Source organism: Pseudomonas sp. IT-P12 (genome assembly GCF_949767465.1).
Lineage (GTDB): Bacteria > Pseudomonadota > Gammaproteobacteria > Pseudomonadales > Pseudomonadaceae > Aquipseudomonas.
The window spans coordinates 146,972-165,026 of sequence record NZ_CATKPY010000021.1 but is presented as its reverse complement, the minus strand read 5'-3'; the positions used below and the strand labels follow the sequence as shown (position 1 = coordinate 165,026).

Genomic DNA, 18,055 nt, shown 5'->3' with positions numbered 1-18,055 from the left:
GCGGCTTCGCCGCACGGCGCTGCGCGCCCATTCCCCGGATGAATGCCTCCACTCAGCCTTCCGAAGGGGCGGGTGGATCAAAAGCAAAAGCAAGATCAAAAGCGCAAGGCGAGCTAACGCTCGGCCTTGTGGTTTGGGGGTTTGGTGGTTTTTGGTGGGCGCCTCCTGTGGGAGCGAGCCTGCTCGCGAAAGCGTCCGACCAGACCATCAATTTTGTGGCTGTAACCAGACCCCGGTGGGAGCGGGCAGCCCGCTCGCACATTTGACCGGGTCAAGCGGTTACGGGGCAGATTCAGCCAATGGCAGGGAGAAGGTAAACACCGCGCCGCACGGCTCGAGGTTCTGCGCCCAGATGTCGCCGCGATGGCGGCCGATGATGTTTTTGCACAGGGCCAGGCCAATGCCGTTGCCACTGACCTTGGAGGAGAAGAAGCCATCGAACAGCTTCTCCTGCGCCTCGGCCTGGATGCCGCGGCCGCGATCTTCGATGCGCACCAGCGCCCTGTCCTGTTCGGTGCTGGCTTGCAGGCGCAGCACGCGTCGCTCGACGGGGAGGTCGCTCATTTCTTCGATCGCGTTGAAGGCCAGGTTGAGGATGACCTGGCCGATCAGCACCTTCTCGCAACTGACCCACAGCGGCGTGGGGCTGGCGATGATGTCGACGCGGACCTGGCTCGGTTCGGCGCGCAGGCTGATGAAGTAGCGGGTTTCGCGCAGCAGCTCGTTGAGGTCGATCAGTTCCTCGCTCTGCTCCAGTTTGACCACGTAATCGCGCACGCTTTTGATGATCAGCGAGGCATGCTCGATCTGCCGCACGGCGTTCTGCAAACCCCAGGCCACGCCCTGTTCGGGGCTGGGCGCCTTGCCCAGGCGGATCATCGCGCCTTCGATGAAATTGCGTGTCGCCGCCAGCGGCTGGCTCAGTTCATGGGCAATCGCCACGGCCATTTCACCCATGGCGTTGTAGCGCGCCAGGTATTCCAGTTTCTGTTCGCTCAGGCGCCGCGCTTCTTCGGCGCGCACTTGCTCGGTGACGTCGCGGAACAACAGCAGATGGCCGACCAGGTCGTCCTCGATCTCGATAAAACGACAGGTCGCCTCATGCCAGCGCCACTCGCCATCTCGGCGTTGCACGTGGTAATGCACGCTGAACGGCGCGTGTTCCGGGGTCTCGCTGGCCAACTGTTGCAGCAGGCGCTGCCGCGAGTCCTGATCGCACCACGAGAGGAAGTTCGCGCCGGTCAGCGCGTGTTCTTCGCCGTGCAGCAGGTGCGCGCCGGAGTCGCTGATGAAACGGATTTCACCCTCGGGACCCAGGACCGCCACGCCCTCGGCCAGGTCCTGCATGAACGCCTTTAGCCGGCTTTCGAAGCGCTTGAGGTCGCGCTTGACCTTGTCCTCCCGGGAGATGTCGCGGAACTGCACCATCAGCACATCCCGGCCTTCCAGGTGCACCAGGGTGGCGACCGCCTCGGAGAGGATTTCCACCCCTTGCTTGGAGCGATAACACCACTCGATGGCGCGCTGGCCCGTGCGCGCGGCGCCTTCCAGCCAGCGCAGGCCGACCGAGCGCCGGTATTTCGGGGCGTCGCGGGTCATGTCAGGGGCCTTGAGCGGTGTCAGCTCCTCCAGGGTAAAGCCCAGCGCGTCGAGGGCGGCGGTGTTGGCCCAAAGAATCTCCTTGCTCTGGGCATCGTGAAGAATGATGCACAGCGGCATGGCTTCGATGAGGGTGAAGAAGTCGTGGGGTTTTGGCAGGTACATCGTGCAGCCCTGGCAGCCAGTGAATCCGGTGAATGGGGAGTATGGCTTCTTATACCGGCTTGTGCGTGGGGATGCGCTCAGAAGTAACCGGGGGCGGGCTAGGGGTTTTCTTTAGCCAGGTGGCTACACGCCCCAATGGTTGCGCACGGATGCGGTTTTTACACTGGGCCGCAATGCAAGGGTCACCGCTGCACTCCCGCACGGGGTTGCAGCGAACCGGCCCCACTCATAATAAATACAACGGAGAGAAGCCATGCTGCGTTCAGCTGTCGCGGAGAAAGACCCGCTGCCAGGCGTCGACGAGACCGGCGCTTTTGCGCAAATGCTGGAGCAAGTGCGCCAGCGCCGTGACGAGTTCGATGCGCTTTCCCATGTGCCACGGGACATGATCGAGGGCTTCAAGCGGGTGGGCATCTACCGCGCCGCCACTCCGAAGTGCTTCGGCGGTGACGCCCTGGCGCCGGCGCAGTTCCTGCGGATGATCGAGCGCATTTCCGAGGCCGACGGCTCGGCGGGCTGGGTCGCCAGTTTTGGCAGTGCCGGCGTCTATCTCGCCGCCTTGCCGCCTGAGACCCTGGCTGAAATCTATGCCGACAGCGCCGATCTGGTGTTCGCTGGTGGTTTGTTCCCGCTGCAACCGGCCAATGCGGTCGAGGGTGGCTGGCAGGTCAACGGCACCTGGAAATTCGCCAGTGGCTGCAAGGGCGCCGATCTGCTGGGCGTTGGCATCGGCGCTGCCGGGGGCAAGCCGCGCACGGCGGTGCTGCGCCCGGATCAGGTCGAGATCATCGAAAACTGGGAGGTGGTCGGTCTCAAGGGCACCGGCAGCCACGACCTGCGCGTCACCGAGCAACGGGTCGACGAACGCTGGACGTTCATCCGCGGTGGTGCCGCCACCCTCGATGAGCCGCTGTTTCGCTATCCATCGATTGCCTACGCCGCCCAGGTGCTGGCCGTGGTCAACCTGGGTCTGGCCCGTGCCGCGCTGGACGAGGTGAGCCGCATGGCCGCCGGCAGCGGCATCACCGGTGCGCCGAAAATGGCTGACCGGGCTTACGTGCGCATCGAAATCGCCAGGGCCGAAGCCCGGCTGGCCGCCGCCCGAGGCTTCTTCTACAACGCCACCGAGCAGGTGTGGAACTCGATTCTCGCCGGCAACCCGGTCACCGTCGAACAGACCAGCCTGCTGCGCCTGTCCGCCATTCACGTGTCCCAGGCCGGAGCGGCCGTGGTGCAAAGCGCCTACAGCCTCGCCGGGACCACGGCGATTTACCTGCGCCATCCACTGCAGCGTTACCTGCGCGATTCGATGGTGGTCACCCAGCACGCCTTTCTCAGCGAAGGCCTGTACGACGGCGCCGGCTCGGTGTTCCTCGGCGTGCCGCCATTCCCTGGCTACATCTGAACCCTCTCTTCAAGGATCAACCCATGTCCCAGACCACTCAAGAACCGTTGCGCGTGGTGTTTTGCATCGGCATCACCCAGAACTTTTTCGACCTGCCGACCGGCGAAGGCCTGAGCGTGTGGAAAGGTTTCAGTCAGATGATGGCCTCGCTCGGCGCCATGCCCGGCATCAACGTGCTCGGCGCAATGGACGATGACCGGCTGATGGTCGGCCCGTCCACCACCGCGCCCTGGACCGTGTACATCATGGCCGACGTCGACTGCCACCAGTCGGTGATCGACGCCTGCAACCTGTTCCGCACCACCCCGGTCAACGAATACAGCCTGTGGCGCTACGCCAGAGTCGAAGCGCGTATCGGCCGTCCGCTGACCATTCCCGAAGCGGCCAAGGTGTAAGCCATGGACCAGGCCTTGTTGCAGCGTTTGGCGACGCTCGAAGGGGAGAGTGCAGTGCGCCGCCTGATGGCGCGTTACATGGACCTGTGCGATGTGCCAAGGGCGCCGACTCGTGTCAGCGACCTGGCCGAGCTGTTCTGCATCGACGCGATCTGGGAAGGCATCGGCAGCCAGACCGCGCAGACCTTCGGTCAACACCGTGGGCGTGAGGCCGTGGCGGCGTTCGTCGGCGGTTACCTGCCGCCGTCGGAGCATTTCCGGCTGAATCTGCATTGCCTCACCAGCGAGTCGATCCGGGTGGACGGCGAGACGGCGCAGGGGCAGTGGATCATGCAGCAGATTTCCACCTACGCCGACGGGCGCAGCGAATGGTTCGGCACCCGGCTGAAAATCGATTTTCGCTGCGTCGACGGCCTCTGGCTGATCGCACATTTTCGTACACAACGCCTGTTCGATACGAACCTCGGCACGGAGGCGTGCGCATGAGTACGTTCATCAGCCAATTCCTCCTCGGTGGCAGCGGCAAGCGCGTGGCGATCAAGGACTCGATCGACATCGCCGGCTACCCGACCCGCTCCGGCAGCCGCGCCTTCGCCGACGCACCGCCGGCGACGAAGCACGCCGACGTGGTCGAGTCGATCCTCAAGGCCGGGTGGCAGATCGTCGGCAAAACCAACCTGCACGAACTGGCATTCGGCGTCACCGGGATCAACGACTGGACCGGCACGCCCATCAATCCGCAGGCGCCGGACCGGGTTCCGGGCGGTTCCTCCAGTGGTTCGGCGGCTGCGGTAGCCGCGGGGCTGGCGGACATCGCCATCGGTACCGACACCGGTGGTTCGGTGCGGGTGCCGGCAGCCTGTTGCGGGATCGCCGGGCTCAAGCCGACCTACGGCCGTGTCAGCCGGGTCGGGGCGCACCCGCTGCAATCCAGCCTCGACTGCGTCGGCCCGTTCGCCAGGACCATGGACGACCTGATCGCGGCCATGCAGGTGATTTGCCCGGGCTTCGAGGCCCAGGGGCTGCCCGCCGACGGCGCCCGGGTCGGCTTTCTCGAGGTGGACTGCGACGCGCAGCTGCATGCCAGCCTCGGCGCTGCCGCCGACCGTGCCGGCTGGCGTCGCAGCACGTTGCGCCTGAGCGAATTCGACGCTGCGTTCGCCGCCGGCCTGACCGTGATCAATTTTGAAAACTGGGCCGCGTTGGGTCATCTCACTGGCAAGGGCCTGATCGGCGCGGATGTCGAACAGCGCCTGCTGGTGGCCAGCCGCACCCGCGCGGCCGACCTGGCGCAGGCGGAACAGGTGCGCACGCGCTTCAGCCAACAGGTCGATGCCGCGCTGGAAACATTCGAGGTGCTGCTGTTGCCCACGCTGCCAAGCCTGCCGCCGACCCTGCTCGAGGCCCGCAGTGCCAGCCAGGCGGTAGCCGGGATGACGCCCCTGGTCCGGCCTTTCAACCTCAGCGGCCACCCGGCGCTCACCGTACCGGTGCAGCTCGACGGCGGCGGGTTGAAGGTCGGCCTGCAGATTATTGGCCGCAAGGGCCAGGACGAACAGGTCTGCGCCTTCGGTGCGCAGCTGCAACAAAGCATGGCCGGATAACGTCCCGGCCCTGACGACCATCATAAGAAACGCCATGAGGAGAACCGCATGAGCACTCATGAATACCGGCTGATCGCATCAACGAAAAGCCCCGAGGACCTGGTCCGGCACGACCGCGTCGACGTCTCGCTGTACAACGATCCGGCGCTGTTCGAGGCCGAGCTGGAAAAGATCTTCTACCGCACCTGGGTGTGGGTCGCTCACGAAAGCGAAGTGCGCAACAGCGGCGACTTCAAGACCGCGACCATCGGCCGTCGTCCGGTGATCGTCGTCCGTGACAAGAAGAACAGCATCAACGTGCTGGAAAACCGTTGCCGGCACCGTGGCGCCACGGTGTGCGAAAAGCACAAGGGCAACGCCACCGGGTTCACCTGCCCGTACCACAGCTGGTCCTACGGCCTGGACGGCAAGTTGCGGGCGTTGCCATACCCGGATGGCTACGAGGGCATTCTGGAGAAGTCCGAACTGCCGCTGACCAGCCTGCGGGTCGAGAGCTATGCCGGCATGATCTTCGCCAGCTACAACGACGAGATCGAACCGCTGGAAGACTTCCTCGGCGGCGCCAGACACTGGATCGACCTGTTCATGAAGCAGGGGGCCGGTTACCCGATCAAGACCCAGGGCGAACACAAGTTCAGCTTCAAGGGCAACTGGAAGATCCAGCTGGAAAACACCACCGACGGCTATCACTTCCCGATCGTGCACAAATCGTTCATGTCGTCGGTGGATGAAGAAACCTCGCAAATGCTCTCGTTCATGACTGACGAGCAAGCCGTGACCCACTCGTTGGGCAATGGCCACAGCGTGATGGTGATGGTGCCGGAGCACGTCGACCTGGATCACGACGACGGCACCGAGCAGTTGCAGGAGCGCTTCGCCCACGTCACCGAAGAACTGTCGAAAACCTTGCCACCCGAACAGGTGCGACGCATCGTGCGTTCGCTGCACGGCGCCGGGTTCAACCTCAACCTGTTCCCCAACGTGGCGATGTCGATGTCGTTCTTCCGTGTGCTGCGCCCGGTGTCGGTGACTGAAACCGAGATCCGCCATGTCGCCCTCGGCATGGACGGCGGCCCGGACATCGCCAACCGCGAACGCTTGCGCATTCACGAACACTTCCAGGGCCCGTTCGGCTTCGGCAGCCCCGACGATGCCGAAGCCTGGGACCGGGTGCAACGCGGTTCGTACGCCGGGGTCGATGCGCCGATCCTGGTCAACCGCGGCCTCAACCGCGAAATCACTGCTGAAAACGGCGACAAGGTTAGCCACGCCACCGACGAAGGCGGCATGCGCGGTGCCTACGACATGTGGAAAAGGATGATGAGCCAATGAGCAATCACGAGATCTTGAACGGCGGCCCGTTGGCCCGGGCCATCGAATTCATCTGGCGCGAAGCCGAACTGCTGGACCGCAAGCATTACGCCGAATGGGCGAGCCTGTGGAGCGAGAGCGGCCGGTACATCGTGCCGATCGACCCGGACACCGAAGACTTCGAGGCCACGCTCAACTACGCCTACGACGATGCGCGCATGCGTGACCTGCGCATCGAGCGCCTGACTGCCGGCTACTCGCCATCGGCGGTGGACGCGGCGAAGACCATTCGGAGCATTTCGCGCTTCCGCCTGGTGGAAGCGGCGGGCGACGAGGTCGAAGTCAACTCGGCGCAGCTGCTCTACGCCTACAAGCGCGGCGTGCACACGCCGTTCGTGGCCGAACTGAACCACCGCATTCGCTTCACCGATGGCGTGCCGAGGCTGGAACGCAAAGTGGTGCGCCTGATCAACTCCACCGACAGCCTGAGTGCGCTCGGTTTCCTTTTGTGAGGGCTGGACCATGGATCGAGTAGCTCTAGTCACGGGCGCCTCGCGCGGCCTTGGCGAGTGCATTGCCCGTCGCCTGCATGCAGCGGGCTATCGGGTCGCCCTGGCGGATGTGCAGATCGACGGCGTGCAGCGCCTGGCCCGCGAGCTCGACAGCAGCGGTGCCCGTGCGCTCGCCATCGAACTGGACGTGCGCAACAAGACCGATTTCGTCCGGGCCCGCGACCTGCTGGCCGAGCGTTGGGGCGGCACCGACATCCTGGTGAACAACGCCGGGGTGTCGAAAGTCGCGGCGCTGATGGACATCACCCCGGAAGCGTTCGACGAGTCGATGGCGATCAACCTGCGCGGTACCTTCGTGGCCTGCCAGGTGTTCGGTGCGCATTTCGCCGAGCGCGGTTTTGGTCGCATCGTCAACATCGCTTCGCTGGCCGGGCAAAACGGCGGCACCGCCACCGGGGCGCACTATGCGGCGGCCAAGGGCGGTGTCGCGACGCTGACCAAGGTGTTCGCCCGTGAACTGGCCCCGCGCGGGGTGACGGTCAACAGCATTTCGCCGGGGCCGCTGGACCTGCCGGTGGTGCGTGAAACGGTGGCGCCGGAACGTCTGGAGCAGATCCTGCAGATGATCCCGGCGGGAACCCTCGGCGACCCGGCGTACGTCGCTGACAGCGTGTTGCTGCTGATTGCCGATCACGCCACGTCCGTCACGGGCGCGTGCCTGGACATCAATGGCGGGCTGTTCATGCGCTGAGCGCAGCCAACCCGCAAAGTCCCCCACTGTGGGCGCGGGCAGGTCGATTCGTCGCACGCTCGCCGCCACAGGGCGCAGTCAACCAAAACAAGATGATTCAGGTGATGCAATGATGAAGGTGAAGATCGAAAGGATCGTCGACGAAGCGCTGGATATCCGCTCCTTTCGCCTCGTGCGCAGTGACGGCCAGCCGCTCGACACCTATGAGCCCGGTGCCCACGTCGACCTGACCGGGCCCACCGGGGTGACCCGCCAGTATTCGCTGTGCAGTCCACCCCAAGACCGCCGCGCTTACCTGGTGGCGGTGAAGAAAGAGGCGCAGTCCCGTGGCGGTTCCGCCGCGCTGCACGAAGTGCAGGAGGGCACCGAGCTGGAAATGGGTGCGCCGCGCAACCTGTTCCGTCTCGACCCTGAAGCCGGCGAGCATGTGTTGTTCGCCGCCGGGATCGGCGTCACGCCGCTGTTGAGCATGGCGTATCGGCTGGCGGAAACCGGCCAGCCATGGCGCCTGCATTATTTCGCTCGTTCGCCACAGTACGCCGCGTTTTCCGCGCTGTTGGCCGAGACGTTTGCCGGGCACGTGCAGTTTCACTACGGTGTCGAGCCCGGTGATATGGACGCGGTGCTCAGTGATTGCCTGACCCGGGCCGGCAGTGCTGCGCACGTCTACACCTGCGGCCCGGCGCCGTTCATGAACAAGGTGGTGGAGGTGGCGTCCCGCAGTCGTGGCGACGAGGCCATCCACCTTGAGCATTTCCAGGCGGACCCCGAAGCGAATGCCGGCCCCAGCGGGGGCTTCGAAGTGGAGCTGGCCAGCTCCGGCGTGGTGCTTCAGGTACCGGCGAATACGGCGCTGGTGGACGTGTTGCAGGCGCACGGCTGTGACATCGACACCGAATGCCGCGAAGGCATTTGCGGGACCTGCATCGTTGACGTACTGGACGGCGTGCCGGAGCATCGCGATAACTGCCTGTCGACCAGAGAAAAGGCCGCCAACAAGCAGATTTGCGCCTGCGTGTCCCGCGCGGTTTCCGCTCGTCTGGTATTGGACCTCTGACCCAAGGGAAGACTGGCAAGCCGGCGCCGGAGCCTGTTGAATAACGCCCGGCGGCGGTCGAAGGAGGAGACAGCCGGGTCAGGGTACGGACCGAACCGCTCGACGAAGCGGTCGAAAAATAACAATAAAGACGTGAGGCTTTGCAGTGATGATGACTTCTTCGGCGGTTCGCAACGAGGCGTTCGAAAGCTGGTTGAACCAGGTCAACCAGGCCTGTGGGCGTTTCGATGCACGCGCCCTGGACACGGATTTCTACGGTGAGCTGGCGGAATACCGCAGCGGCGCGATCAATCTCAGTGTCGTCGACATGGCGCACGTGCACCTGTACCGCACCAGCAAGGACGTCAGCGTCAGCAGCGACGGGCATTACTACGCGGTGTTCCAGATGCGCGGCAGTTCCCAGCTGGAGCAGGGCGGCAATCGCGCCCGCCTGGGCACTGGCGACATCGCGCTGATCGATGCCAGTCGCCCCAGCGACATGACCTATCACGAGGATTCGCGGCAGTTGTCGCTCATCCTGCCGCGTCAGGTGGTCGAGCGCGGCTCTCATTTCAACGCGGTCAACTGCGCGACCCGTATTGCCGCCAACTCGCCGCTGGCAGCGATGGCCAACAAGCTTGTACTGGACACCCGGCAGCACGAAGGCCTGGAGATGCAGGAGAGCGAAGCGGTGCTCGATGCGCTGGTCAGCCTGCTATTGCCGGGCATCAGCACCCGCGACAGCGGCGGCGACGCCCATGAGCGGCAGTTCCGCAAGATCATCGCCTACATTGACGACCACCTTGGCACCGAGGAACTGTGCCCTGAACTGATTGCCCGGGAAGTGGGGATTTCCGTACGCGGGCTGTACCGGATGTTCTCCAAGCGCGGCCTGGTGGTGGCGCAGTACATCAAGCACCGCCGCCTGGACTTCTGCGCGGAAAACCTGCGTCGCAGCGATGTCGAGCAGAAACTGTCGGCGCTGTGCTATGCGTGGGGGTTCTCGGATTCCAGCTATTTCTCGTCAGCGTTCAAATCGCGCTTCGGCGTATCGCCGGGGGTTTATCGCAAGCGTTACAGCCAGGTCTGACCCTGCCACCGCACCCCTGATCCATTGGGGAGCGGGCTTGCGGACACCATCCAACCTGTGGGAGCGAGCCTGCTCGCGATGGCGGCCTCGGTTTGTCAATGCCGCAGCGGCTCCTCCGCCGGCAGATGCAGCACCTCGCGCACCAGCATGGCGATGCTGGTCACGCCCATCTTTTCCTTGATCTTGGTGCGGTGCACATCAACGGTCTTCACACTGATGTTCAGCTCCCGGGCAATGACCTTGCTCGCCTTGCCGTCGATCACCAGCATCAACACTTCACGCTCGCGACTGGTCAGCAAGGCCAGTTTGCTCTGCAGGTGCTGGCGTTGTTCCTGGTCGGCCTGGGCGTGCACGGCGGTTTTCAGCGCGGCCTGGATGCGGTCGATCATCTGCTGGGGGTTGTAGGGTTTCTCAACGAAGTCCAGCGCGCCGTTTTTCATCGCGGTCACCGACATCGGGATGTCGCCATGGGCCGAGACGAAAATCGTCGGCAGGCTGCTGCCGCGCTGGTTGAGGATGTCCTGAAGCTGGAAGCCGCTGGTTTCCGGCATGCGTACGTCCAGCACCAGGCACGCCGGTTGCCGTGGGTCGTACTGGCTGAGGAATTCTTCGGCACCGGCAAAACACTGCGCCTGCACACTGACCGATTCCAGTAACCAGGCCAGCGAGGTGCGCAGATCCTTGTCGTCGTCGACGATATAAACAATCGGTTTGCGAGTTTCCATCAAGGGTTGCCACGACATTTCTAATTATTGTTTTCGCCCGCGTGCACGCTGCGGCGGAGATTGGCGTCGATTGTCACGCCTGCCTGCAGAATACCCACTGCCGCAGCCCCTGACGATAAAGAAACCACCTAGGCGACTAGCGGAAAGCCCACCTCGTCATGGGGATCGTCAGAATGGCTGCGTGCCGCCTCGGGCCTTAGTCTTGTAGCCATCACCCGGGACCGCGACACGACGGTCCGGCACAATAAAAGGGGCACCGACATGGCCGACCTGAGCCAGCAGCAAATCGACTTTCGCAACGCCATGGCGCAGTTGCCGGCGGCGGTGAACATCATCACCACCAACGGCCCGGGCGGGCGCTGCGGGATTACCGCCAGCGCGGTGTGCTCGGTGACGGATTCGCCGCCCACCGTGCTGGTGTGCGTCAACCGCAACAGCGCCACCCACGACGTGTTCCGTACCAATGGCCGGCTGTGCGTCAACGTGTTGTGTGGCGAGCAGGAAGAACTGGCCCGCCACTTTGCCGGCATGACCCAGGTGTCGATGGCCGAGCGCTTTGCCTGGGACCTGTGGGACGGCGGCGACACCGGCGTGCCGGTGCTGCGCGATGCGCTGGTGCAACTGGAAGGGCGGATCAGCGAGTGCAAGGAAGTGGGCTCGCATTCGGTGATGTTCGTTGAACTGTCGAAGGTGGGTGTGCGCGGGGAGGGCGACAGCCTGGTGTATTTCAACCGCCTGTTTCACCGCCTGGAGCATGCCGGGGCGGCCTGCTGAAGGACCGCGTTATCGTCTATCGCGAGCAGGCTCGCTGCCGCCATGATCGTGTGGTGCTCCCACCGTCCATTGGCCTGCTGGATTCCCGGCGTCTACAGCATCTCGGCCCGGGCACTGCGCCGGATCACCTGGGGCGGTTGCCCGAAGGCCCGGAGAAAGGCCTCACGCATTCGTCGACGATCGCTGAACCCGGTTTCGATGGCGATCTGGTCGAGGGTCAGGCGTCCGCGTTCGAGCATCTGCCGGGCGGCTTCCAGGCGCAGGTTTTCGATGGCCTTGGCCGGCGACTGACCGGTTTCGGCGCGAAAGGCGCGGCTGAACTGGCGTGGGCTCAGGCGCGCCACGTCCGCCAGTTGCTCCACCGACAACGCCTGCGCCAGGTGTTCTCGGGCGTAGCCGAGGACGGTCTGGATGCGATCGGATTTCGGCTCCAGCTCCAGCAACGCCGAGTGCTGGGACTGGCCGCCCGCGCGGCGGTGGTACATCACCAGTTTCTGCGCCACGGAGCGGGCCAGTTCGGCGCCGTGGTCCTTTTCGACCATGGCCAGCGCCAGATCGATGCCGGCCGTCATGCCGGCCGAGGTCCAGACCGCACCGTCGACCACATAAATGCGGTCTTCCTCGACCTTGATCAACGGAAACCGCGCCTGCAGATCCCGCGCATATGCCCAGTGCGTGGTCGCCCGCCGCCCGTCGAGCAGCCCGGCCTGGGCCAGGACGAACGCCCCGGAACAGATGGATGCCGTGCGCCGGGCGGTTTTCACGCTGGCGCGCAGGTAATCCAGAACACCCTCGGGGGCCTGCTGGAGAATGGCATCGCCGCCCACCACGATCACCGTATCGAACACTCGCTCATCGAAGGCCTCGGTGCCAACGCTCAAGCCGCCGGACGCGCGCAGGGTGCGGCCGTCTTCTGATACGACGCTCACCTGGTAAAGCGCTTCGCCCGCGCTGAAGTTGGCGTACTCGAACACGGGCATGGCAGCCAGGGCCATGGACTGGAAACCGTCAAACACCACGAACGCCACGGAAGTCATTTTGAAGCCCTCGAATTCGGATGTCCTAAAACCGTACTTTAAACGTCATTTGAGTCAGGTGTGAGTCCATTTATAACTGTGCACACCGGCGAACACCTCGCCCCCTGCACTGAAGGAAACCAAGCATGGCTCTCTCATCCAAAGGCACTGCCCTGATCACGGGCGCCTCTTCCGGTATTGGCGCAGTCTACGCCGACCGTCTCGCTCGCCAGGGTTATGACCTGATTCTGGTTGCCCGCAGTCGGGCCCGGCTCGACAGCCTGGCCGATCACCTGAGCAATGAAACCGGGCGCGCCGTGGAAGTGGTCGCCGCCGATCTGAAAGACCCGGCGGACTTGCGCCGCATCGAAGACATTCTGCGCACCGACGCCAGCATCACTTTGCTGGTCAACAACGCCGGGGTAGGCGGTGTCATGCCGTTGCTCGCCAGTCCGGTGGACGATATGGAGGACATGATCACCCTCAACGTCACCGCACTGATGCGCCTGGCCTACGCGGTGGTCCCGGGATTCGTGGCTCGGGGCACGGGCGCGGTGATCAACATTTCCTCGATCGTGGCGATTGCGCCGGAAATTCTCAATGGCGTGTACGGCGGCAGCAAGGCGTTCGTTCTGAGTCTGAGCCAATCCATGCACCACGAGCTGGCCGACAAGGGCATTCGCATTCAAGCCGTGTTGCCCGGCGCCACGGCCACCGAGTTCTGGAGCGAGGCGGGCAATCCGGTGGAGAACCTGCCGCATGAAATCGTCATGTCCGCCGAGGACATGGTCGATGCCGCGCTGGCAGGGTTTGCCAGCGGCGAAGTGGTGACCATTCCGGGTCTGCACGACGGTGAACAGTGGGACCGTTACGAGGCTCAGCGTCAAGTCCTTTCTGGGCTGTTCGGGAGCTCAACGCCGGCGCCGCGCTATCGCTGAAGCGGCCACCCGGGTCAGGGACCATTGCCGGGGTATGCACACCGATTGCCGAGTTCAATGACGCGGTGATCGGGGTGTGCGGCGGGGTCAGCCGCAACGCACAGCGGATGGCCGGCCGGGCGCGTTGAGACGCAGAATCTGCGGAAAAGCGAAGCAGGGCCGGAAACGCGATCCAGGTGTCACAAGCCCCACCACGATTTTTTCAGCCTTTATTGCCCGGCAGCCGCACCGTCCTGGATCAAAATGGCCCTGGCCAGGTCTTCGTCGCTGGCGTCGAGCCCGGGATTGTCCTGGCGGATCTGCTGCATGACCGACTCCAGATACACGCCGCGAATGGCACCGCCACTGGCCACGAAGCTGGAGGCGTCATCCCGGGCAGGGATCATGAGTTTATGGTCCTTGAACGTCGAGTACAGCGAAGCGGAAACCCCGGCCGATGTGGCGACATCGCCCGCATCCACTTTCGCCAAAGCCGAGCCAACGGGTAAGCACAACACAAGAGAAGAGATAATGATCAGACGGCGCATGACAGTGTCCTCCGAAAGGGTGGAACGTACTGCGTGAGGGGAAGTACCACATCACTTAGGATTCGCGACACGCGTCCAGAGTTCCTTGCAATCGATATCGCCGATCATCCGGGACTGCGTTCATGTCCCTCGCGCCGGCTGAGTCAGCGCTTGAGGAAACGAGCGCGGGTGGTAACGTAAGGCTTTTCAACGGTCGGGAGTGTGGACATGGATCTGGGAATCTCGGGACGCTGGGCGATCGTCTGTGCCGCCAGCAAGGGGCTGGGCCTGGCCTGTGCGCGGGCCCTGGCGAAGGAGGGCGTCAACCTGGTGATCAATGCCCGTGGCGACGAAGCCTTGCAGGTGGCTGCCACGCAGTTGCGCACCCTCGCGAGTGGCATTGAAGTGCGCACGGTGGCCGGCGACATCAGCGACGCGACGGTACGTGAGCAGGTGCTGGCGGCCTGCCCGCGCGTGGACATCCTGATCAACAACGCTGGCGGCCCACCCCCGGGCGACTTCCGCGACTGGCAGCGCGAAGACTGGTTGAAGGCACTGGACGCCAACATGCTCACGCCGATCGAACTGATCAAGGCCTGCGTCGATGGCATGGCCGAGCGCGGGTTCGGCCGTGTGGTCAACATCACTTCAGGCGCGGTCAAGGCGCCGATCGACGTGCTGGGACTGTCCAACGGTGCCCGCAGCGGTCTCACCGGTTTTATTGCCGGGCTTGCACGCCAGTCGCGGCTGGCCGGGAACAACGTGACGATCAACAACCTGTTGCCCGGTCCTTTCGAGACCGAGCGCCTGCACAAGACCCTGAGCGCCGCCGCCGACGCCAGTGGCACCAGTGTCGAGCAGGTCAGCCAGCAGCGCCGGCGCAACGTACCGGCGCAGCGGTTTGGCGAGCCCGACGAGTTCGGGGCTTACTGCGCGTTCATTTGCAGCCGTCACGCCGGCTTCCTCACCGGGCAGAACCTGTTGCTCGACGGCGGCAGCTACCCGGGCACGTTCTGAGCGTGAGCGCCATGGCGTTCTTGGCCTGGTAAATCTGTTCGGCATTGAATCACCGGGGTTGACCCGTGGCCTGGCGTTGGCGATGCAGACCGATGAGATGGGCGATCTTCAAACCTATGAGAATAATGCAGGGGGATGAAAGTCAGTCTCGTACCGACCGATAATCAGCCCCCGCGCACCCCCAGCCCACACCAACTACGCTTATCACTACGCCCATCCCAATGGGAGACCTCCCATGATCAACGTACGCACTGCCCGTATGCTCACCGACTACAAACGCTGGGCCAATGAGCGTCTGTTTGACAGTCTGGCCGCGTTACCGCCGGGCGAGGTCAGCAAGGAGCGGGTGTCGGTGTTCAAGCACATGATCGGCACCCTCAACCACATCTACGTGGTGGACTGCATCTGGAAGGCGCACCTCGAAGGCCTTGGACACGGCTTCAAGACCTCCCACGATCTACTGCATCCCGAGCTTGCCGACCTGCGCCGGGCGCAGCAGGACATCGATCGCTGGTACTGCCAGTGGAGCGACCGACAGACCGAGGCCTCGCTGGATAAACCCATCGAGTTCACGTTCGTTTCGGGCGACAGTGGCACGATGAGCGCCGGGGCGATGCTGATGCATGTGGTCAATCACGCCAGCTATCACCGGGGCTGGGTGATCCAGATGTACTTCGACATCCCGGCCATGCCGCCGATGACCGACCTGCCGATCTTCCTGCGGGAAACCGACCCGGGCTTTGCCTCGATCAACGCGCCAGCGGCGCAGCCGACATGTGTTGCGCAATACGCGAGCGCAACCAACGTTCTGCCGGATCGTTATCGTTGACCCCGTTCCAGACCATCGACAGCTCGGACAGCACGATGTCGAATGGCGGGTCGTCGGCCCGCAGCTGGCTGCTGCCTTCGATCAACGCCTCGGCCGCGTAATCCGGGACGGTGGCGAGCATGTCGGTGCCGGCCAGCAGGGCGCGCAACCCGGCGAATTGCGGCACCGCCAGCACCACCCGGCGCGAACGGCCGATGCGTGCCAGGTCATTGTCGATGGCGCCGGTCAGGTCTCCGGAGAATGACACCAGCGCGTGCGGTCGCTCGCAATAATCATCCAGGGTGAGCGCGCCGGGGCGGTTGTCGCCGCGCAGGATCTTGACGCTCAGGTCGCGCAATTTCTTGCGCTTGGCATTGGCCGGCAGCTCGGTGGTGTAGCTGATCCCGACGGAAATTTCGCCGCTGGCGAGCATCGACGACATCAGCAGGAAGTTCACCCGCCGCACCACCACCACAACGTTTTGCGCTTCCTCGCGGATCTGCTTGAGCAACGGCGGAAACAGACCGAATTCGGCATCGTCGGACAGGCCGATGCGAAACACGTCGCGGCTGGTGGACGGGTCGAAATCCTTGGCCCGGCTGACCGCGCCGGAAATGGTATCCATCGCCGGCTGCAATTCCTTGAGAATGGCCAGGGCACGCTGGGTCGGTTCCAGCACGCGACCGTTGCGCACCAGCAACGGGTCGTCGAACAGGTCGCGCAATTTGGCCAGCGAGGCACTGACCGCCGGCTGGCCGAGAAACAGCTTTTCCCCGGCCCGTGTGAGGTTTCTTTCGAACATCAGGGCTTCGAAAATCACCAGCAGGTTCATGTCCACACGGCGCAGGTCGTTGCGATTCATGGTGGGGTGCTCGCAGGGGTCAAGGTCTGTTCAGTAAAGACCAAACCCCGGACCTGCGCGGGTGGCCACTTTTCAAGGAGGGAGCGAGCCGGCGACGGGCGGCGCCTCGGCGGGGCGGATATCGCGACTACGCTGATCCTTCGCATTGTTCGACGCAGGAGTTTGAGCATGAAGATCGATCTGGAAGGAAAACTCGCCATCGTCAGCGGCAGCACCGCCGGCATTGGTCTGGGCATCAGCAAGGCATTGGCCGAGTCCGGGGCCACGGTGGTCGTCATTGGGCGCCAGGCGTCCAAGGTCGAGGAGGCGTTGGCGAGCATTCGTCAGAGCGTGCCGCAGGCGCAGTTGCGTGGCCTGACCGCCGACCTTGGCACGGCGCAAGGCGCGCAACAGTTGTTCGCCGCCGAGCCGCGTGCGGATATCCTGGTCAACAACCTCGGCATCTACGAGGCCGTGGATTTTTTCGACACCCCGGACAGCGAATGGACGCGGTTCTACGAGGTCAACGTGATCTCCGGCGTGCGCCTGTCCCGGCATTATGTGCCGGACATGGTCAAGCGGGGCTGGGGACGGGTGATTTTCCTGTCTTCCGAGTCCGGCATCGCCATTCCGGCTGACATGCTCAACTATGGCGTGACAAAAAGCGCTAACCTCGCGGTGTCCCACGGTTTGGCCAAACGGCTGGCCGGTACGGGCGTGACGGTGAACTCGATCCTGCCGGGGCCGACCCTGACCGATGGGGTGGAACAGATGCTCGCCAGCGCCGTTGCCCAATCGGGGCGAAGCGTTCGCGAAGAGGCCGATGACTTCGTGCGCAAAGCCCGGCCGACATCGATCATCCAGCGCGTGGCGGATGTCGAGGAGGTTGCCAATCTGGTGGCCTATATTGCGTCACCGCTGTCGTCGGCCACCACCGGTGCGGCACTGCGCGTCGACGGTGGTGTGGTCGATAGCCTGGCCATTTGAATTTGACTGACTGGAGAACCGCTACATGGCAACAGCATCAGCAACGATCGACATCCCGGCTTCGGCCGAGCAGGTCTGGCAATTGATCGGCGGTTTTCATGCGCTGCCGGACTGGCTGCCGTTCATTGCAAGCAGTGAATCAAGTGAAGGCGGGCGAGTGCGCCATCTGCAAACGGTGGATGGCGCGGTGGTCGTTGAGCAACTGCAGACGTTCGATAACGCCGGCAGGACCTACAGCTACTCGATCCTGCAGGCGCCGTTCCCGGCGAAGGATTATCTGGCGACGCTCAGGGTTGAAGCACTGGGGCAGAGCGCCCGGGTGACCTGGTCCGGCCGGTTCGAGCCGGTGGGGGTGAGCGAGGAGGAAGTGGTGGCGCTGTTCACCGGGGTGTACGAGGGTGGACTGCAAGCGTTGCGAGCCCATTACCCGGCTTGATCCGCAGCCTGGTACCTGTGGGAGCGAGCCTGCTCGCGATGGCGGTATGTTAGTCAATGAAGATGTCGACTGATCCACCGCTATCGCGAGCAGGCTCGCTCCCACAGTGGTTTTGCATCGGGCTCCGATGTGTGGGCAA

General features: G+C 63.9%; 20 protein-coding genes and 1 pseudogene. 16 read left to right on the top strand and 5 right to left on the bottom strand.

Features of this window, described 5'->3' with window-relative positions:
* Positions 1 to 279: 279 nt before the first annotated feature.
* Positions 280 to 1,764, bottom strand: coding sequence for an ATP-binding protein (locus tag ACM6IM_RS09735; protein WP_414864998.1), 1,485 nt, complete (start codon positions 1,762 to 1,764; stop codon positions 280 to 282).
* Positions 1,765 to 2,017: 253 nt separating this feature from the next.
* Here ACM6IM_RS09735 and ACM6IM_RS09730 point away from each other — a divergent pair, with 253 nt between their 5' ends.
* The 9 genes from ACM6IM_RS09730 to feaR all read left to right on the top strand — a co-directional run bounded on the left by ACM6IM_RS09730 (position 2,018) and on the right by feaR (position 9,868).
* Positions 2,018 to 3,169: an acyl-CoA dehydrogenase family protein gene (locus tag ACM6IM_RS09730; protein ID WP_414864997.1), complete on the top strand. Its 1,152-nt coding sequence runs from the start codon at positions 2,018 to 2,020 to the stop codon at positions 3,167 to 3,169.
* A gap of 23 nt (positions 3,170 to 3,192) precedes the next feature.
* Entirely contained in the window at positions 3,193 to 3,564 is a 372-nt protein-coding gene (locus ACM6IM_RS09725) for a hypothetical protein (protein ID WP_414864996.1), read from the top strand.
* Positions 3,565 to 3,567: 3 nt separating this feature from the next.
* Positions 3,568 to 4,050 carry a nuclear transport factor 2 family protein gene (locus ACM6IM_RS09720; RefSeq protein WP_414864995.1) on the top strand — a complete coding sequence of 161 codons (483 nt, stop codon included), beginning with the start codon at positions 3,568 to 3,570 and terminating at the stop codon, positions 4,048 to 4,050.
* The gene (locus ACM6IM_RS09715) at positions 4,047 to 5,168 is read left to right on the top strand and encodes an amidase (RefSeq protein ID WP_414864994.1); all 1,122 of its coding nucleotides are present in this window, start codon (positions 4,047 to 4,049) and stop codon (positions 5,166 to 5,168) included. The genes ACM6IM_RS09720 and ACM6IM_RS09715 overlap by 4 nt, the downstream gene beginning before the upstream one ends.
* 48 nt (positions 5,169 to 5,216) lie before the next feature.
* Positions 5,217 to 6,500, top strand: a complete 1,284-nt coding sequence (locus tag ACM6IM_RS09710) for an aromatic ring-hydroxylating oxygenase subunit alpha (RefSeq protein WP_414864993.1) — start codon at positions 5,217 to 5,219, stop codon at positions 6,498 to 6,500.
* Positions 6,497 to 6,991, top strand: coding sequence for an aromatic-ring-hydroxylating dioxygenase subunit beta (locus ACM6IM_RS09705; RefSeq protein ID WP_192301498.1), 495 nt, complete (start codon positions 6,497 to 6,499; stop codon positions 6,989 to 6,991). Before ACM6IM_RS09710 ends, ACM6IM_RS09705 begins: the two co-directional genes overlap by 4 nt.
* Before the next feature lie 10 nt (positions 6,992 to 7,001).
* Positions 7,002 to 7,742, top strand: a complete 741-nt coding sequence (locus tag ACM6IM_RS09700; protein ID WP_414864992.1) for an SDR family NAD(P)-dependent oxidoreductase — start codon at positions 7,002 to 7,004, stop codon at positions 7,740 to 7,742.
* A 109-nt stretch (positions 7,743 to 7,851) separates the two neighbouring features.
* Entirely contained in the window at positions 7,852 to 8,799 is a 948-nt protein-coding gene (locus tag ACM6IM_RS09695; RefSeq protein ID WP_414864991.1) for a PDR/VanB family oxidoreductase, read from the top strand.
* 148 nt (positions 8,800 to 8,947) lie between these two features.
* Positions 8,948 to 9,868, top strand: a complete 921-nt coding sequence (gene feaR / locus ACM6IM_RS09690; RefSeq protein WP_414864990.1) for a transcriptional regulator FeaR — start codon at positions 8,948 to 8,950, stop codon at positions 9,866 to 9,868.
* Positions 9,869 to 9,963: 95 nt separating this feature from the next.
* Here feaR and ACM6IM_RS09685 read toward each other — a convergent pair whose 3' ends face one another.
* Positions 9,964 to 10,593, bottom strand: a complete 630-nt coding sequence (locus tag ACM6IM_RS09685) for a response regulator transcription factor (protein ID WP_192301494.1) — start codon at positions 10,591 to 10,593, stop codon at positions 9,964 to 9,966.
* A gap of 261 nt (positions 10,594 to 10,854) precedes the next feature.
* Here ACM6IM_RS09685 and hpaC point away from each other — a divergent pair, with 261 nt between their 5' ends.
* Positions 10,855 to 11,367 carry a 4-hydroxyphenylacetate 3-monooxygenase, reductase component gene (gene hpaC, locus ACM6IM_RS09680; RefSeq protein WP_414864989.1) on the top strand — a complete coding sequence of 171 codons (513 nt, stop codon included), beginning with the start codon at positions 10,855 to 10,857 and terminating at the stop codon, positions 11,365 to 11,367.
* 92 nt (positions 11,368 to 11,459) lie between these two features.
* Here the strand turns inward: hpaC and ACM6IM_RS09675 are convergent, their stop codons facing one another.
* Positions 11,460 to 12,404 (bottom strand): GlxA family transcriptional regulator, encoded by a 945-nt coding sequence (locus ACM6IM_RS09675; RefSeq protein ID WP_414864988.1) that lies wholly within the window; start codon positions 12,402 to 12,404, stop codon positions 11,460 to 11,462.
* A 125-nt stretch (positions 12,405 to 12,529) separates the two neighbouring features.
* Here ACM6IM_RS09675 and ACM6IM_RS09670 point away from each other — a divergent pair, with 125 nt between their 5' ends.
* A complete protein-coding gene (locus tag ACM6IM_RS09670) occupies positions 12,530 to 13,321 on the top strand; it encodes an SDR family NAD(P)-dependent oxidoreductase (protein ID WP_414864987.1) in 792 nt (263 codons plus the stop codon).
* A gap of 209 nt (positions 13,322 to 13,530) precedes the next feature.
* Here ACM6IM_RS09670 and ACM6IM_RS09665 read toward each other — a convergent pair whose 3' ends face one another.
* Positions 13,531 to 13,848 carry a DUF2388 domain-containing protein gene (locus ACM6IM_RS09665; protein ID WP_414864986.1) on the bottom strand — a complete coding sequence of 106 codons (318 nt, stop codon included), beginning with the start codon at positions 13,846 to 13,848 and terminating at the stop codon, positions 13,531 to 13,533.
* A gap of 207 nt (positions 13,849 to 14,055) precedes the next feature.
* Between ACM6IM_RS09665 and ACM6IM_RS09660 the strand changes: the two genes are divergently transcribed.
* From ACM6IM_RS09660 to ACM6IM_RS09650, 3 genes and pseudogenes are all read left to right on the top strand, one after another.
* Entirely contained in the window at positions 14,056 to 14,844 is a 789-nt protein-coding gene (locus tag ACM6IM_RS09660; RefSeq protein WP_414864985.1) for an SDR family oxidoreductase, read from the top strand.
* Between the two features lie 10 nt (positions 14,845 to 14,854).
* A pseudogene (locus ACM6IM_RS09655) lies at positions 14,855 to 14,983 on the top strand (hypothetical protein); the annotation flags it as partial.
* A 96-nt stretch (positions 14,984 to 15,079) separates the two neighbouring features.
* Positions 15,080 to 15,673, top strand: a complete 594-nt coding sequence (locus ACM6IM_RS09650) for a DinB family protein (RefSeq protein WP_414864984.1) — start codon at positions 15,080 to 15,082, stop codon at positions 15,671 to 15,673.
* Here ACM6IM_RS09650 and ACM6IM_RS09645 read toward each other — a convergent pair.
* On the bottom strand, positions 15,594 to 16,514 hold the full coding sequence (locus tag ACM6IM_RS09645; protein ID WP_414864983.1) for a LysR substrate-binding domain-containing protein: 921 nt from the start codon (positions 16,512 to 16,514) through the stop codon (positions 15,594 to 15,596). The two genes, ACM6IM_RS09650 and ACM6IM_RS09645, sit on opposite strands and share 80 nt — an antisense overlap.
* A gap of 168 nt (positions 16,515 to 16,682) precedes the next feature.
* On the opposite strand from ACM6IM_RS09645, the gene ACM6IM_RS09640 reads away from it, so the two are divergent.
* Both ACM6IM_RS09640 and ACM6IM_RS09635 read left to right on the top strand, forming a co-directional pair.
* Positions 16,683 to 17,480 (top strand): SDR family NAD(P)-dependent oxidoreductase, encoded by a 798-nt coding sequence (locus ACM6IM_RS09640; RefSeq protein ID WP_414864982.1) that lies wholly within the window; start codon positions 16,683 to 16,685, stop codon positions 17,478 to 17,480.
* 25 nt (positions 17,481 to 17,505) lie between these two features.
* On the top strand, positions 17,506 to 17,916 hold the full coding sequence (locus ACM6IM_RS09635) for an SRPBCC family protein (protein ID WP_414864981.1): 411 nt from the start codon (positions 17,506 to 17,508) through the stop codon (positions 17,914 to 17,916).
* The last annotated feature ends 139 nt before the right edge of the window (positions 17,917 to 18,055 follow it).

Excerpts from the sequence above, each read along its gene's own strand:
- ACM6IM_RS09735 (WP_414864998.1), bottom strand. The coding sequence starts at position 1,764 with ATGTACCTGCCAAAACCCCACGACTTCTTCACCCTCATCGAAGCCATG.
- ACM6IM_RS09730 (WP_414864997.1), top strand. The coding sequence starts at position 2,018 with ATGCTGCGTTCAGCTGTCGCGGAGAAAGACCCGCTGCCAGGCGTCGAC.
- ACM6IM_RS09725 (WP_414864996.1), top strand. The coding sequence starts at position 3,193 with ATGTCCCAGACCACTCAAGAACCGTTGCGCGTGGTGTTTTGCATCGGC.
- ACM6IM_RS09720 (WP_414864995.1), top strand. The coding sequence starts at position 3,568 with ATGGACCAGGCCTTGTTGCAGCGTTTGGCGACGCTCGAAGGGGAGAGT.
- ACM6IM_RS09715 (WP_414864994.1), top strand. The coding sequence starts at position 4,047 with ATGAGTACGTTCATCAGCCAATTCCTCCTCGGTGGCAGCGGCAAGCGC.
- ACM6IM_RS09710 (WP_414864993.1), top strand. The coding sequence starts at position 5,217 with ATGAGCACTCATGAATACCGGCTGATCGCATCAACGAAAAGCCCCGAG.
- ACM6IM_RS09705 (WP_192301498.1), top strand. The coding sequence starts at position 6,497 with ATGAGCAATCACGAGATCTTGAACGGCGGCCCGTTGGCCCGGGCCATC.
- ACM6IM_RS09700 (WP_414864992.1), top strand. The coding sequence starts at position 7,002 with ATGGATCGAGTAGCTCTAGTCACGGGCGCCTCGCGCGGCCTTGGCGAG.
- ACM6IM_RS09695 (WP_414864991.1), top strand. The coding sequence starts at position 7,852 with ATGATGAAGGTGAAGATCGAAAGGATCGTCGACGAAGCGCTGGATATC.
- feaR (WP_414864990.1), top strand. The coding sequence starts at position 8,948 with ATGATGACTTCTTCGGCGGTTCGCAACGAGGCGTTCGAAAGCTGGTTG.
- ACM6IM_RS09685 (WP_192301494.1), bottom strand. The coding sequence starts at position 10,593 with ATGGAAACTCGCAAACCGATTGTTTATATCGTCGACGACGACAAGGAT.
- hpaC (WP_414864989.1), top strand. The coding sequence starts at position 10,855 with ATGGCCGACCTGAGCCAGCAGCAAATCGACTTTCGCAACGCCATGGCG.
- ACM6IM_RS09675 (WP_414864988.1), bottom strand. The coding sequence starts at position 12,404 with ATGACTTCCGTGGCGTTCGTGGTGTTTGACGGTTTCCAGTCCATGGCC.
- ACM6IM_RS09670 (WP_414864987.1), top strand. The coding sequence starts at position 12,530 with ATGGCTCTCTCATCCAAAGGCACTGCCCTGATCACGGGCGCCTCTTCC.
- ACM6IM_RS09665 (WP_414864986.1), bottom strand. The coding sequence starts at position 13,848 with ATGCGCCGTCTGATCATTATCTCTTCTCTTGTGTTGTGCTTACCCGTT.
- ACM6IM_RS09660 (WP_414864985.1), top strand. The coding sequence starts at position 14,056 with ATGGATCTGGGAATCTCGGGACGCTGGGCGATCGTCTGTGCCGCCAGC.
- ACM6IM_RS09650 (WP_414864984.1), top strand. The coding sequence starts at position 15,080 with ATGATCAACGTACGCACTGCCCGTATGCTCACCGACTACAAACGCTGG.
- ACM6IM_RS09645 (WP_414864983.1), bottom strand. The coding sequence starts at position 16,514 with ATGAATCGCAACGACCTGCGCCGTGTGGACATGAACCTGCTGGTGATT.
- ACM6IM_RS09640 (WP_414864982.1), top strand. The coding sequence starts at position 16,683 with ATGAAGATCGATCTGGAAGGAAAACTCGCCATCGTCAGCGGCAGCACC.
- ACM6IM_RS09635 (WP_414864981.1), top strand. The coding sequence starts at position 17,506 with ATGGCAACAGCATCAGCAACGATCGACATCCCGGCTTCGGCCGAGCAG.